12 protein-coding genes and 2 tRNA genes are annotated in these 14,833 nt (G+C 61.7%); 8 read left to right on the forward strand and 6 right to left on the reverse strand.

Annotation, left to right across the window (positions count from 1 at the left end; genetic code table 11):
• Positions 1–334: 334 nt before the first annotated feature.
• Positions 335–775 (forward strand): WhiB family transcriptional regulator, encoded by a 441-nt coding sequence (locus HGSM_RS15005; protein ID WP_019148230.1) that lies wholly within the window; start codon positions 335–337, stop codon positions 773–775.
• A 153-nt stretch (positions 776–928) separates the two neighbouring features.
• Here HGSM_RS15005 and HGSM_RS08025 read toward each other — a convergent pair whose 3' ends face one another.
• Complete coding sequence (locus HGSM_RS08025) at positions 929–1,960, reverse strand: hypothetical protein (RefSeq protein ID WP_019148231.1); 1,032 nt, start codon at positions 1,958–1,960, stop codon at positions 929–931.
• A gap of 122 nt (positions 1,961–2,082) precedes the next feature.
• Between HGSM_RS08025 and HGSM_RS08030 the strand changes: the two genes are divergently transcribed.
• Positions 2,083–2,613 (forward strand): M48 family metallopeptidase, encoded by a 531-nt coding sequence (locus tag HGSM_RS08030; RefSeq protein WP_019148232.1) that lies wholly within the window; start codon positions 2,083–2,085, stop codon positions 2,611–2,613.
• A 100-nt stretch (positions 2,614–2,713) separates the two neighbouring features.
• On the opposite strand, the gene HGSM_RS08035 is transcribed toward HGSM_RS08030, so the two are convergent.
• Positions 2,714–4,279: a zinc-dependent metalloprotease gene (locus HGSM_RS08035; protein ID WP_019148233.1), complete on the reverse strand. Its 1,566-nt coding sequence runs from the start codon at positions 4,277–4,279 to the stop codon at positions 2,714–2,716.
• An 81-nt stretch (positions 4,280–4,360) separates the two neighbouring features.
• Here HGSM_RS08035 and HGSM_RS08040 point away from each other — a divergent pair, with 81 nt between their 5' ends.
• Positions 4,361–5,416 carry a Rossmann-fold NAD(P)-binding domain-containing protein gene (locus HGSM_RS08040; RefSeq protein WP_019148234.1) on the forward strand — a complete coding sequence of 352 codons (1,056 nt, stop codon included), beginning with the start codon at positions 4,361–4,363 and terminating at the stop codon, positions 5,414–5,416.
• A gap of 70 nt (positions 5,417–5,486) precedes the next feature.
• On the forward strand, positions 5,487–6,572 hold the full coding sequence (locus HGSM_RS08045) for a YlbL family protein (protein WP_019148235.1): 1,086 nt from the start codon (positions 5,487–5,489) through the stop codon (positions 6,570–6,572).
• A 143-nt stretch (positions 6,573–6,715) separates the two neighbouring features.
• Here HGSM_RS08045 and HGSM_RS08050 read toward each other — a convergent pair whose 3' ends face one another.
• Positions 6,716–7,279, reverse strand: coding sequence for a PPA1309 family protein (locus HGSM_RS08050; RefSeq protein WP_019148236.1), 564 nt, complete (start codon positions 7,277–7,279; stop codon positions 6,716–6,718).
• A gap of 209 nt (positions 7,280–7,488) precedes the next feature.
• On the opposite strand from HGSM_RS08050, the gene HGSM_RS08055 reads away from it, so the two are divergent.
• The 4 genes from HGSM_RS08055 to HGSM_RS08070 all read left to right on the forward strand — a co-directional run bounded on the left by HGSM_RS08055 (position 7,489) and on the right by HGSM_RS08070 (position 12,275).
• Positions 7,489–10,524 carry a UPF0182 family membrane protein gene (locus tag HGSM_RS08055; RefSeq protein ID WP_040594895.1) on the forward strand — a complete coding sequence of 1,012 codons (3,036 nt, stop codon included), beginning with the start codon at positions 7,489–7,491 and terminating at the stop codon, positions 10,522–10,524.
• A gap of 172 nt (positions 10,525–10,696) precedes the next feature.
• Positions 10,697–10,770, forward strand: a tRNA-Met gene (locus HGSM_RS08060).
• Positions 10,771–10,943: 173 nt separating this feature from the next.
• Entirely contained in the window at positions 10,944–11,942 is a 999-nt protein-coding gene (locus HGSM_RS08065; RefSeq protein ID WP_019148238.1) for an aldose 1-epimerase, read from the forward strand.
• Between the two features lie 259 nt (positions 11,943–12,201).
• A tRNA-Met gene (locus HGSM_RS08070) sits at positions 12,202–12,275 on the forward strand.
• Positions 12,276–12,639: 364 nt separating this feature from the next.
• Here HGSM_RS08070 and HGSM_RS08075 read toward each other — a convergent pair.
• The 3 genes from HGSM_RS08075 to HGSM_RS13745 all read right to left on the reverse strand — a co-directional run.
• Complete coding sequence (locus tag HGSM_RS08075) at positions 12,640–13,014, reverse strand: universal stress protein (RefSeq protein WP_019148239.1); 375 nt, start codon at positions 13,012–13,014, stop codon at positions 12,640–12,642.
• An 18-nt stretch (positions 13,015–13,032) separates the two neighbouring features.
• Entirely contained in the window at positions 13,033–13,884 is an 852-nt protein-coding gene (locus tag HGSM_RS13740) for an alpha/beta-hydrolase family protein (RefSeq protein WP_019148240.1), read from the reverse strand.
• A 24-nt stretch (positions 13,885–13,908) separates the two neighbouring features.
• Positions 13,909–14,833, reverse strand: a 925-nt coding sequence (locus HGSM_RS13745) for an alpha/beta-hydrolase N-terminal domain-containing protein (RefSeq protein WP_326550028.1), incomplete at its 5' end; no start/stop codon positions are given.

A 14,833-nucleotide genomic window follows, 5' to 3' on the forward strand; every position in this document is an offset into this window, starting at 1 on the left:
GGTGCGAACGTATCGAGCGGAATGCGCGTGATTTCAAGGATCGCATGTTCCACCTACGTTCCACTGGCCTCCGTCCTGGAGGACTCCCAGACATCTTGGGCTCCGTGCTTTGTTCGAACTCAACTCATCGGTAGTAGGCAGACAAGTCTGCTCGGTCTACCGGCCTAGATCGCACTAGGTTGAGTTGATCGGAATCACCGCGGAGTCCCACCAGGGATCCGCGGTTTTTGTTTGTTCGGACGCAAGTCTGTTTCATTCGGCGCACACGTGCGCCACCTCCGCGCATCCCACACGTACAACCTTTTTGAGAAAACACATCAGTGGGGATTAACAAGTGCGCATCGCAGCGACATTAGAGAGCGTTGAGATCATCAACGCGCCAGTGCCACATTCGAGTCCGCAGACTCGTTCTGTCACCAGCACGACCAACACGACCGGTACTACCAGCACGACCGGCACCGCAAGTGCCCGGGTTACGCCAGCTCCCGCTAGGCCTCTCTCCCAGGATGAGGGAGCCAAGTTCACGTCCCTTGTAGACAGCCTGATTCCGTGCCGCAACGAAGACCCAGAGCTCTGGTTCGCAGAGCAGGCACCAATCATGGCGGTTGCCAAGGCTCTGTGTGCGCAGTGCCCGATCGCGGCATCATGCCTGGCCGGAGCGCTCGAGCGTGCCGAGCCCTGGGGCGTCTGGGGCGGCGAGATCATCGTTGACGGGGCGATCGTGGCCCAGAAGAGGGGGCGCGGGCGTCCGCGTAAGGTCGAGGTCCAGGGATGATGAGAGATCAACGGACCTGGGATACTGAGCCGCTCGCCGGCTCTCACCAAGAAGAACAACTGAAAAGCACACACTCGAAGGCACAGACACTGTGCGATCGACGCAAGGTCACGGCGCCGGCCGTTAAGCCGGCGCCGTGCCGCTTTTTCTGGACTATGTGAGCGGTTCGAGAGCGCGAGCTCGGGCGGTGGTTGCGCACATACATTCCGCATCCGGCTCAAACGATCCGACGCTGTGAGTGCGGCCCATTCCATCAACGGCGATGACCTCCCTGTGCAGGCTTGGCTCGACCCCACTAGCCACCTGCAATGCGGCAGCCGCAGCGAAACCACCCGCGATTGTGGCTCCCAATGAGCCTCCGCCGACAGATACCGTCCCTCGACCACCGAGTTCCAGCGAATGAAACTGTGCCACAAATGACTGTGCGCCATCGCAGGTCAGACAGCCTGCCTCGTAGGGGAGTACGAGCGGACCTACGAGCGTGAATGCGCTCAAGTCACCCTCGCCGGGCCCCAGAAACACGTGGGGAATGCCCTCGGCCTGTAGGACGATCGAGTCCATGCGATGGGCCGGCGAATACCCGCCGACAAGCGCAAAATGAACGGGCTCCGATTCGTTGACAATCCGAACTCCGGGGAAACTCTCGAGTTCGCGCACCATCGCCGTTCGTAGCGGGAGTTCGCGGGCCCCGACCGTGACGAGGTCCGGCAGGGTATCTCCGGGGGTCTCTAGCAGGGCATCGTCCAACAGAAATCGCTTGATTCCACCCGCTGCCAACGTGCGCAGTGCATACAATCCAGCCGAGTTCAGCCCGCGGAGGACGACGCCCGTGGACCCGCGCGCGGCAAAGACCCGTGCTGCGTCAAGACCGAGCGAGCGCAAAGACAATGCGTCGTGAGCACCGCTGCCCGTGGTGACCTCAGCGTCGAGCCAGGGTCTGCGTCGCAGTGCACCGTGATCCTCTAGGAGCGCCGAAAGCCACTCGATGTGTTCCGTGGTGCGGCGGGCACTCCGAGGCTCACGTGTGTCCACCGCCCGTGCCGACTCCGGGCGCACGAGTTCTTTGAGCCACTCGCGTTCGAGGGGTAGGAGATCGGTGAGCCGTAGGTTTGTGCCGTTCGGTAAGAGGACGTCAGCGCTGACGGAATCGAGGAACGTGATGCGCAGAGCGGGGTGTGCGTGCATGTCTCGACGATGCCACGTGGGGCATAGGTGGACGCTCAATCCACAGGAAGAAAATCCTCCACTTGTTCGCGACATGGATGTTTGGAATGTCACATATTGAAAAGTTCTGGTTATGGTTGAGTATGCCTACCTCTGTTCTTCACGCCAATGAGAACGTCGAGGTGCGCCGAAGCAAGCGACGAAAGTCCACCGTAAGTGCGTACCGTGACGGCGATGTCACGATCGTTTCCATTCCGGCAAGGTTCACTCGCGCCCAAGAACGCGAGTGGGTAGCAAAGATGCTTTCCAAGCTTGAAGCCAAGGAATCAAAGCGTCGACCCACTGACGATGAACTGCTCGAGAGGGCCGTCGCGCTCAACGTGCGCTACCTCGACGGACGCGCAGTACCCATGTCCATCAAGTGGTCGGATAACCAGGAGCGGCGCTGGGGCTCGTGCACGATGCCCGACCGCTCGATTAGGATCTCAACCCGGTTGCGGGGTCTCCCGGAATGGGTCATCGACTACGTCATCCTCCACGAACTCACACACATCCTTGTGCAGGGGCATGGCCCGGACTTCTGGGCCCACCTCGAGGCCTACCCCAAAACGGAACGCGCGCGCGGATTCCTTGAGGGGATCACGTTTGCCAAGGAGGATCCCGGCGCGGCGTGATTCGGCGGGAAGCCAACCATAATCTTCGATAATGTGAAGCACACACATAAGGAGCGGACGCCCATGTGGCGCCCGCTCCTAATGTCTGTGGAGGTTAGTGCTACCTGGCGGAAGGACCGTCGGAGTCGCCCTGACCGCTTGAGGTCTCGGGGCCGTCGGTGCCATCTCCATCCTCGTCCTCGTCAGGGTAGTGCTCGAGGTCATCCAAGGTGCCCTGATCTGCGGCCTGGAAGATCTCGGCGAGGGCGGCATCGAGGTCACTCATCTCGGCGCCGGTCTCCTCTCGTCGAGTGAAGTAGCCGGTCGGATCGTCAAGGTCCTGATCCGTAGGTAGGAGGTCAGGGTGCTGCCACATGGAATCGCGGGCTTCGGCACCGCGCTCCTGCGCGATGAACTGCCACAGCGTGGCAGCGTCGCGTGAGCGTCGCGGGCGCAGTTCGAGACCCACGAGGGATGCAAACGTCTGCTCGGCGGGCCCCCCGGCGGCACGGCGCCGGCGCATCATTTCCCGCAGCGGAATAGACGAGGGGAGATGCGCGATCGCGGCCTGCGCAACCACAACCTCAACCCAGCCCTCGATCAGGGCCAGAGCTGTCTCGAGCCGCGCGAGAGTGGCTTCTTGATCCTCGGTGGACTCGATTGCGAAGACTCCGGTGGATAGCGCGGCCTGCATGGCCCCGGTGTCTGTAGGGTCGATGTCTCGCATCTGGCCCTCGAGGGCCTCCATGTCGATGGTGATGCCGCGCGCGTACGACGCGATGAGTGCTTCGAGGTGGGAGGACAGCCACGGGACGTGGGCGAACAGGCGGGCGTGGGCCGCCTCGCGGAGTGCGAGGAATATCCGCACCTCAGAGATGGGGGTGTCGAGGCCCTCGGCGAACGCATCAATGTTGGTGGGCAGCAGAACCGTCTCGTGGTCCTGGGATAGCGGGACGCCAACATCGGTCAGGCCAAAGACCTCCTTGGACAGGGTGCCCGCGGCGGTGCCAATCTGCATACCGAACACGGCGGCGCCAATCTGGTTCATGATCCGGGAGGGGTCAAAGTCTGCTCCGCCCGAGAAGATTCCCTCGAGCGCGGATGGCATCCCTGGGAAGCCCGAAATCTCGAACCCGATGTGCTCATCGCTTGAGGTTCCAAAGCCTTCGGGGAGGTTCTTCTTGAGAATTTCACCCAGCGCGGCGGACACCGATTTTGCAACGGGTTCCACCAGTTTCTCCCACGCGGGGAGGGTCGCCTCAACCCATTGGGCGCGGCTCATCGCACGGGACTTTGCACCCGATGGGGGGAACTCGGTGGCGGCGTCGAGCCAGAGTTCGGCGACTGAAAGCGCCTGCACGACCTCGCGCTCCTGGTTGGCCATGATGGTGGGGTCTCCGCCGGAAACAGAGACTTGACGTGCAACATCGTGGGCAACATCCGCGTTTACGGCGCCGCCGCCCTCGTTCGCAAGGAGCTTTCGAACGTGATCCAGCATGGGAGCGAGAGCCGCAGGATCGGACGGGAGGCCCGTGGCAGCGAGGTTGGATGGATCGATTCCCCGTGCCCGCAACTCCTCAAGGGCGCGATCAGCGTCGGCTCCAAAGAGCGAGCGCATGATTTCTTCCCACTGTGAAGGATTTGGATCGCCCGGCGTGCCCGAGCTGTCCGGAGTGTTGTTGCTCATAGAGTCTCCTGAATAAGAAGTGCGGGAGAGGACTTATCCTCAACCGTAACCACATTTCCGAGTACATGGGGGCCTAAAACCGTGGCGAGCGCCGCAGTTCACTCAGAGCGCACGAGCGACCCGCAGCAACCACATGACGTGGTCGTGCTGGGAGATTCGCCTGTGGCACGTGGAGTGCGCGAGGAACTGGACGCTCGGAAACTCTCGGACAAGTCTCATTCGCCGCATAGGTTTTCGGGCGTGCGTGCGGTCATCGTCGCGGCACACCTTGGGAACTTTGAACAGATCATCACGGTCAAGCAGGATTTCCGGAGGGCCGAGATCGAGGAACGCGCTGAGCAGATCGTCCTCGACGCGGCAATCGCTGCGGTCCCACATATCGTCGTGATCTCCAGCGCCATGGTGTCCGGGCAGTGGGCGGAGCGCCCCATCATCCGTGATGAGGACCCAGCGGATCCCGTTCGCGATGGGTTCGTCAGCGATGTGACCTGCTTTGAGAACGCGCTGTTTGCTGCGCTGGAGGCACTTCCCGCGCCCACGAGGCCAAAGGTGAGCGTCCTGCGTGCGGCTGCAATCGCGGGCCCGGGCATTGACACACTAGTGACCAGGCACTTTGAGGCACCCCGAGTCCTCGTTATCAAGGGCGTGGATAAGCGCTGGCAGTTCGTCCACATCAAGGATGTGGCTTCCGCGGCACGTACTTGCATTGAGCAGGGGCTCGAAGGGATCCTCGTGGTCGGCGCTGTCACCGAGGCCGACGGCGGGTTCGAGGTTGACGAACTCACCACGCAGGAAGTCCTGTCTATCGGAGCAATGCGATCCATAGAACTCAGCGTGGACACGGCGTTTGCCACAGCCACCAAGCTGCACAAGGTGGGCGTTTTGCCGGCGCCACCGACGGACATGGAGCTTGCGGTGTACCCATGGTCGGTGTTTCCCGAGCGCCTACTGGACGCGGGGTGGCGGCCCGAGGTCTCGTCCCAGGATTGCCTACGACTCGTGATCGAGGAGACGCGCGGAAAGTTTGGCGTGGGTGGGCGCAGGGTGGGTCACAAGGATGCGGCTGCACTGGGCGCCGCGGGTGCGGCGGTGGCACTCTTGTCCACGGCTGCGCTATGGCGGCAGGGCCGCAAATAGCAGGCACAAGTGCCCCGAGAACGTCCCAGTGTGCACGCATTACAGGAACTTTTAAGGAATATCTAGCACTATGTACCTTGTGAAGTTCCGTAATGAAAAGCGCGAGCCGTCGCGTCAACGTTCCCGCACCCTCGCGATCTCGGCGATTGTTACCTTCCTCGTGGTGGGTGGCCTCATGGTCATCCCCGCCCCGTACGTGGTGAAGTCGCCCGGTCCCACCAAGGACGTGCTGGGGCTAGTGAACTCCAAGGACCTGATCCAGATTGAGAACGCGGATGTCTTTCCGACCACGGGTCAGCTCCGGCTCACCACGGTGGGTGTCTCCGGCGGACCGGGCTTCGACGTCAACTTTGCGCAGGTGATCCGCGGCTGGCTGGATCCAGAGCGGGCGGTTTTTCCTGTGGAAACCGTTTTCCCACCGGACGCAACCTCTGAGCAGGTGCAGACCCAGAACCAGGCGGAGATGGTGTCATCGCAAGAGAACGCGACCTACGCCGCGCTCACCGAACTGGGGTACGACGTCCCAACCACCCTGAACGTTGGTTTCCTGCTTGACGACTCACCGGCCAAGGGAAAGATCAATGAGGGCGACGTCCTTGTCTCGCTCGACGGTTCGGCACTCAACTCGTACAACGGCCTTATCGACACCTTGAATGCGATCAAGCCGGGAACTTCCATCACGCTCGGCTACACGCGTGACGGCAAGGAGGGCGAGGCCACGATCACGACGGCGCCGAACGAGGACAAGTCCGGTTCGCGCCTCGGAATTGCGCTCGACCCGGAGTTCGACTTCCCAGTCGATGTCAACATTACGATCCCAAATATCGGCGGTCCGAGTGCGGGCACGATGCTCGCGTTGGGCATCATGGACAAATTGACCGAGCCCGATGAAGCGAACGGCGCGATCATCGCGGGCACTGGAACGATGGACACTCGGGGGCAGGTGGGTGCGATCGGCGGAATCCAGCAGAAGCTCTGGGGCGCCAAGCGCGACGGCGCAACGTACTTCCTCGCGCCCGAGTCCAACTGCAACGAGGTTGTGGGCCATGTTCCCGATGGCCTTCAGGTCGTCGCAGTGGAAACCCTCGAGGACGCGTGGACGGCCGTCAAGGCAATCGGCGGCGGACAGACCGACTCGCTGCCAACGTGCAGCTGAGGCCACGACACAAGTCAATGGGTGAGGGGCCGGGCATGTGCCCGGCCCCTCACCCATTGTGTGCGCCATGCGCACCTGATTTTCGACGATTTTGGTTACGACTGCGCGCAACGAAGCGCCCAGCGTGGGTGCGGGAGGCGACCTTACGGTTCTAGCGTCCCGCGCACAGCGAGAATCAGTTGTGGCACGAGTTCGGCGCCGTGCGCAACTTCGAGGTCGTTGTCGTTGGAGCGGGTGCGCACTGCGCACCACGAGTCACCCGCACGGGTCGTGCCAACCGCCATGCGGACGTCCTCACGGTCCGGATGGGTGGTGACGTACTGCAATGCTGCGGCAGGATCGTCGGGAATTCCGGCCTCGGCAGAGGGCGGCAGGATGAGCTGTTCGGTGACCACCGCGCAACCAACCACAGAAGCCGGCCACGTGATGTAGGCGAGCAGTTCCTCGAGCGATGGTGCGTCTGGGAGGTCTTCCTGCTCGACCGATGTGAGGTGCTCAGGGTCTTCCTGAGCGGCGGCTACGGTTTGCGCAGGCAACTGGGCCGCGAGTTCAGGGTCGGTGGCGATCGCGTCCTGGGTCTTGATCAGCGCGAAGACCCGGATGGGGCCATCCCATCCACCCCGTGAGACGTGGCGCTCAATTTCCGAGACCGCATCAGCCAGAGCGCGCTGGCTGGAACCTAAACCTTCTGCAAATGGTCGTGACATAGCACCAGAATGACACGCCGGAGAGCCGATAGCCCATTAATCCCGAGGCGTGCGGTGTGAAAGAAGTGTGGGAACCTTGAACTACTCAAGTACGTTCAAACGGTTAGACCGAGTATTGAAACGGGGATCGCCCACCGGGTGAGCCCACCAATGCGTGATCCGCTGTGTGGCTCGTGCCACGCGCACAACGTTAGCGAGGATTTACCGCCGTGTCTTTTGCCGCGTCACCGCGCAGGCCAGCGCCGCCAAGTAGTTCAGCGAGAAGAGGGCCAAGCCCGCTTGCGATCACTGTTGTCTTTGTGGCAGCTGTGATCGGAGTGGTGTTCCTTGCTGCACAGTTCTGGACCGAGATTCTCTGGTTCACCCAAGTCGGGTTCCGCGAAGTCCTGCTGACGCAGTGGGGTGCCCGCGCGATTCTGTTCGTGCTTGCCTTTGTGCTCATGGCAGCGATTGTGTGGGTCAACCTTCAGGTTGCCTACAAGAAGCGCCCGATCTATGCGCCGACCACGCCAGAGCAGGCCACACTGGACCAGTACCGCGAGGCCATCGAGCCGCTGCGCCAGGCACTCGTCTGGGGCATTCCCGCAGTTGTGGGCTTCTTTGCCGGACTCGCCGCGCAGTCGCAGTGGTCAACGTTCCTGCTGTGGATGAACAAGGTCAGCTTTGGCGACAGCGATCCACAGTTCGGACTCGACTACTCGTTCTACATCTTTACGCTGCCAATTCTGCGTTTTGTAGTGAACTTCTTCCTTGCAGCCATAATCATTGCCGCCATCGGCGCGATCGTCACTCACTACCTTTACGGCGGCATCGCGATCGGCCAGGCCGGACGCAAGACCAGCGTTGTGAAGTCCGCACGCATCCAGATCTCGCTTCTTGCCGGCATCGGACTGCTGCTGCTCGGGGCAAACTACCTGCTCGACCGCTACTCACTCCTACTTCGCGGCGGTGAAAAGTTCGACGGCGCCAACTACGCGGACGTCAACGCAGTCATCCCTGCCAAGTTGATCCTTGCGGGCGTTGCTGTGCTTGTTGCGCTCCTGTTCCTTGTCAACATGTGGCGCGAAAACTGGAAGCTCCCGGCCATCGGCGTGGGACTCATGATCGTGTCCTCGATCATCGTTGGCACCCTGTACCCATGGGTTGTGCAGCGTTTCCAGGTCAACCCGAACGCGCAGCAAATGGAGTCAGAGTACATCCAGCGCAACATCGACTCGACGCGGTCCGCTTTTGGCCTCGATGACATCGATGTCACGCCGTATGACGCAAAGACGACCGCAGAGAAGAACGCTCTGCGCGAGGATGCTGAGACCACCGCGTCGATTCGACTCCTCGACCCGAACATTGTGTCGCCGTCATTCCGCCAACTCCAGCAGAACCGTGGTTACTACAACTTTGCTGAGCAGCTGTCCGTGGACAGGTACACCATTGACGGAGAGTCCCGCGACACGGTGATCGCAGTGCGCGAGCTCGACCTGACCGGCCTGAGCAACGACCAGCGCACCTGGGTCAACGACCACACCGTCTACACCCACGGATATGGAGTTGTTGCGGCCTATGGTAACCAGATCGGCGAGGACGGCCGTCCGGCCTTCTACGAGGGTGGCATCCCCTCCGTTGGCGGCCTGACCGACCTCGACACCGATGGATACGAGCCACGCATCTACTTCAGCCCCAAGGCCCCTTCGTACTCGATCGTGGGCGCGCCAGACGGCTCTGAGGCGCGCGAGCTGGACTTCCCAACCGATGAGGGTTCGGGGCAGGTCAACACGACCTTCCCAACCAACAAGGTTGAGGTTGGCCCATCCGTTGGCAACATGTGGAACAAGCTGCTGTACGCAATCAAGTTCGGCGACGAACAGATTGTGTTCTCCTCGCTCGTGAACGAGGAATCGCAGATCATCTACGACCGCGACCCTGCGGAGCGCGTGCAGAAGGTTGCGCCGTTCCTGACCCTCGATAACCGCGTTTACCCCGCGGTTGTAGACGGGCGCGTCAAGTGGATCATCGACGGATACACCACGTCTAACAACATGCCGTACTCCACGTCCGCAGCGCTCGACGAGGCCACGGCCACGATCACGGGTCCTAACGGCCAGACTATCCAGGCTCTACTCCCACAGGAAGTGAACTACATCCGTAACTCGGTCAAGGCCACCGTGGACGCCTACGACGGCAGCGTGACCCTGTACGCCTGGGACAACGAGGACCCCATCCTTCAGGCGTGGCAGAAGGTCTTCCCTGACGCTGTCCAGCCGATGAGTGAGATCTCCTCTGACCTTATGAGCCACATCCGGTACCCGGAGGACCTTTTCAAGGTCCAGCGCACGCTGCTCACCCGCTACCACGTGAACACTGCGGCCGAGTTCTACTCGGGCCAGGACTTCTGGCGTAACCCAGAGGATCCAACAAACAACGCAACAACCAACGTGGACCAGCCTCCGTACTACCAGACCCTGCAGATGCCAGGCCAGGATGACCCTACCTTCTCGCTGTCGACCTCGTTCATTGCGGGCGGTAGTGGTGGCCGAAACGTACTGACTGGTTACTTGGCGGTGAACTCCGAAGCGGGCAACGTTGCAGGTTCGCCTAACGAGGACTACGGAAAATTAAGGCTCCTTGAGCTTCCGCGAGGTTCTACGATCCCGGGCCCAGGTCAGGTGCAGAACAACTTCACCTCAGATTCGGAGATCGCGACCCAACTCGGCTGGTTGAAGAACAACCAGGCAACCGTGCTGAACGGCAACCTGCTGACCCTTCCTGTCGGTGGCGGTCTGCTCTACGTCCAGCCTGTCTACGTCCAGGCATCCTCCGGTACTCAGTTCCCACTGCTCCGTAAGGTGCTCGTGTCGTTCGGTAACGAGGTTGAGTTGGCAGACACCCTCGATGAGGCGCTTGACGCAGTGTTTGGAGGTTCGTCCGGTGCCGATGCGGGTGACGCAGAGGTGACCGACGAGGGCATCCCGGTTGACCCGACCCCTGATGCAGGGGGAGAGACCGGAACGCCTTCTCCATCGCCTGAGCCAACTGAGACCACTGAGCCGACTGAGCCTACAGCTCCATCGACCGGAGGCTCCGACCCACAGACCACGTTGAACAACGCTCTGCAGGACGCCAAGAAGGCAATGGAGGACTCGAGTAAGGCTCTGACCGCCGGTGACTTTGCCAAGTATGGCGAGGCACAGGAGCGCCTCCAGAAGGCAGTTGAGGCAGCGATCGCTGCCGAGGATGCCTTGGGTAAGTAGCGCTCAACGCGAGATTTCCGCACCGATCGGCGGTGTACCACCCTTCCTGTGAGGGAGCGCACACCGCCGATCGTTTTGGCGTGTTGGTGCGGTTCCCGGAGGCATTGCGGACCATTGGTAACTGCGGTCATAGTGCGCTGCCCCTCGAGGTGTCGTATGCTTATGAAGCCGACGCGGGGTGGAGCAGCTCGGTAGCTCGCCGGGCTCATAACCCGGAGGTCGCAGGTTCAAATCCTGTCCCCGCTACGAAACAAAGGTCGAGAGTCTTAGGACTCTCGGCCTTTTTGCTGTCCAAAATCACTCAGGGTGGCAGGTGAATGACCGAATGATGCGCGCCGGATGGATTGTTTACCCCGTGGCCGGGCAAAATGGAGTGGAACATTCACGCGCCACGGCGCACTAGGTTTTGGACTCATCACATGTCACGCACTGAAGGCGCATTGAACACCTTGACCGAGGGGAGCCTCGGCTCGCTTCCCACCAAGATCCTCCAGTTGGGGGCTACTGGCGCGACGATTGAGGTCGCAGTCAAGGGCGCTACCCTGCTGTCCTGGCGCGCCCCGTTCAAGGGCGTTCACGGTGACCTCGTGGCCGGGTTTGTCTCGGAGGAGGACTTCGACTCCCAGGCGGGTATGCGCAACGGCCTGCTGTTTCCGTTTGCTAACCGCCTGCGTAACAACGAGTACACGTGGGACGGCGTGACCTACGCGGTCCCAAAGCAGACCGAAGCTGACCCTGAGGTCATCCACGGGTTTGTGCGCCTGAACGACTGGGTCTTTGAGGGTGCTGAGCTCGACAACCCTGAGCAGGCCGCGCTGACGTTCTCCTACGAGATTCGCGAGGGCCAGTACGACTGGTACCCGTTCTCGCTGGACGTGGCTGTGCGCTTCGAGCTGACCACCTCTGGACTGAACGTGAGCTTCTCCTACCGCAACGTAGGAGACGTCGATCTGCCCGCCGGGTTTGGATGGCACCCTTACTTCCGTCTGCCGGGTCACGAGACCTTCAACGATCTGGAACTGAAGGTCCCAGGCCGTGCTCGCATTGCCATGGATGAACACCTAGTGCCACTCGCGGGGGACGCAGCGTACCTCGAGCGTGAGGACGACCTTGTGCACGCCACCATGGAGGGCGTCGACTACGATGACGCCTGGGACCGCCTAGTTGCGGACGAGGACGGCATCATCCGCACGACACTGCTCGAGCCTGAAACCCGAAAGGGCCTCGAAATCTGGCAGGACCGGGGCACCGTGCTGATCTACACGGGCGGATCATTCCCAGTACCCCGCGGCTCCATCGCGATCGAACCTGTTGAGTCCACCACGGACGCCTTCAACCGCCCAGACCGCGAGCACGAGGTTCGGCTGCTGCCAAGTCAGGAGCGGGTCTTCCGCTTTGGTGCGACGATCGTTGACTGAGCCACGTTCGGACGCCGACCCGGCTCGATTGACCGCTCCAGAAGCGCCTCTGGGAACTATGCGTTCACTGCTCTAGACTCGTTTGCTGAGAGGCTGGTAGCGGTTGGTGTGCCCTGTGGGCACGGATCGTAACGTGGTGGGGCGGGCGCCAAGCGCCCGCCCCACCACTGTTTTAAGGCCCTGAGAGTGGTACGTAACAGGGGTCACACGTATTCGGATTGCTTCCCGCGTGCAGGTTCGCATATGCTTATGAAGCCGACGCGGGGTGGAGCAGCTCGGTAGCTCGCCGGGCTCATAACCCGGAGGTCGCAGGTTCAAATCCTGTCCCCGCTACGAAACAAAGATCGAGAGTCTTAAGACTCTCGATCTTTTTGTTTTCCCCTCAGGTTTCAGTCCCGCCCACGAGCGAGCTCTCATTCAAGCCCAGGACGCAATCCTTTTTGTTCTCACCAAAGGTTTCGGTCCCAGCACAGGGACTCTCTGATTCTCGACGATCGACCTGGGGCCCAGCGCACCTCCCGTCCCAGCGCGCGCGCTGGGTCTGGGCGTGGGGCCGGAACCTGAGCATGATCGTCGTAAATAGAAACCGAGATCCTAGCCGCAACGGTGAGTTCCTAGCGACAGCTAGGAACTCACCGCCGTAACTAGGATCTCGGCACAAAGAGAAGCGGGGCTAGAGCGCCGCCAGACTAGGGACCTACTCGCCGGCCTTGATCACGAGGACCGGAACCGAGGCGTCCAGCAGGATGCGCTGGGTGGTCGAGCCGAGCAGGAACTTGCCCACGGGCGTGCGCTTGCGGGCGCCGAGGACGATAATCTCGGCGTCGATGCGCTCGGCGTGGTCGAGGATGGCGTCGGCTACGTCGATCTTGTCGCTGCGGAAGGACACCTCCACGTCCTTGCCGTGCGCGGAAATGAGAGCGCCCAACTGCGAAGGGATGGGTGCGTCGTTTGGCTGAGGAGTAAGCACGAGAGCTACAAGGTTGGTCTCGCGGCGCTCTGACTCTTCAACGGCCGCGGCGAAGGCAGCCTTGCCTTGAGGGGTTTCGTTGTATGCAACCAACACGGTCATTGTGTTCGTCCTTTGGGGTCAAGAAGCGGATTTATCAAACTCTGCGATGCGATTACGGAGCAGGTTGTAGTCGGACTCGCTCCACCCGGTCACCTCGGTAATTGCACCTAGAGCGTCAGCATACTCCAACCGGTACATATGGCCGTGGCCGTAGGGCACTCCGCCGGAGACCAGCATGTCGAACGTGACCTGAAGGAACGTAACAATCGGGGTCCACACCATGTTGACTCGACGGTCTGGGCCGGCGGGCTCGTTGAGCCAATCGGGGCTGTTCCACAGCAGGTCCATGGACCACCACGTGACGGCATCCGAGGCGTGCTGGAGGTAGACCACGCGAGGCGAGCGCCAGTCCTTCTTGAGATTCCACAGGTCGTCCGCGGCATTGGCCTTGGTGGAGAACCTCACCTGGTGGCCGCCATTGATGACCGGGGTGATCTCGGGAGATCCTGGGTCTCGGGAGTCGGTGGTCTGGCGCCACATAGGTGTGAAGTTTGGAGTTCCCACAAACAATGCGCCGTTGGAGCGCTCGTTGATGTCCTGGAGGCCGGAGAACGCCCCCTGCATGCCGTACGAGCCGAGGGAGAGGCCATACACGTAGATCTTTGGGCGGGACGCCTCAGGCTTCTCCAGCCACGCCGCATAGACGGCTTCAAACAGAGCCTTTCCGGCTGCTGGTGGGGTGTCCCGGTCGCTGAGGAAGGAAACCCAACTGGGCAGGAACGAGTACTGCATGGATGCGATAGCAGTGTCGCCGGCATGTTGGAACTCGAGCGTGTTGCTCATTGCCGGGTCGATCCACCCGGTTCCCGTTGCTGTGGCCACCATGAGCACGTCTCGGTCCCACGCGTTGGTGCGGTCGAGCTCTGCCACGACCTGGGCGGCGGTGTCTGTGAGCTAATCGTCCTCGGCGAGGCCCGCGTAGACCCGGATGGGGTCCTTGGCAGTGACCCCCTTGAGCGCTGGGGTAGTGTCCGCAAACTCTTGAAGTTCTTCTTGTGAGGGCCCTTGGCCAACAAAGGCGCGGCCCTGGTATCCGAGCGACTCCCAGCTGGACTCGGAGTCTGGTGAGCCGGAGCGCGCAGGCGAGGTTGGCTGTACGGCGTGTGGCGGGGTGTCACGGTCAGTCGCCGAGTAAATGTTGTTGAGGAGCGCCATGGAACCGCGCACGAGCGTGCCATCGATGAGCGTTAGGAAGGCGATGGCCACAATGATCGAGCCCGCGAGCACGGCGGCGCGCCGGGGAATCCATCGAGACAACTTGCGCGTGACCCAGCGGATCGCGCGCAGCAGATTGCGGCCCACAAACACGACCGCGAAGGCGGTGAGCAGCGCAAGACCCAGCTGGCCGAGAACGTGGGTGGGGCCATCCGCCTCCATGCCCATTAGCAGGCGAAGCTCGGTCTGCCAACGCGAGCCGAGAATGACAAATAGCGGAATTAGGATCAAGGCGAGGGCCGCCAGGATCAACCACAGGATCTTGGACGTCTTCTTGGACCACGTGTGCTTGAAGCCGAGCCAACGTGTGAACGCCCCGATCGCGGAACCCAAACCGTATCCACCCGCCGCGCACAGCCCGCTCAGTACGCCCTGGAAACCCCAGGTGCGGGGTATGAGCGAGGGCGCAAGCGAAACGCACAGAAACGCGAGCGCGAAGCACAGCCCGGTGGGGGACACCTTGTCCATTGCACGGACTCGCGCGCCGATACGCTCGGCGGTCTCTTGCAGGCGGCGTCGTGCGTTAGTTTGTCCGGCAGGTGCCTTGGCATGCGGCTTGGGCAAGGGCTTGGCTGGTGCCCCGGCGGACGGCTCGGCCGCAGAC

The organism is Timonella senegalensis JC301 (genome assembly GCF_000312125.1).
Taxonomy (GTDB): domain Bacteria; phylum Actinomycetota; class Actinomycetes; order Actinomycetales; family Cellulomonadaceae; genus Timonella; species Timonella senegalensis.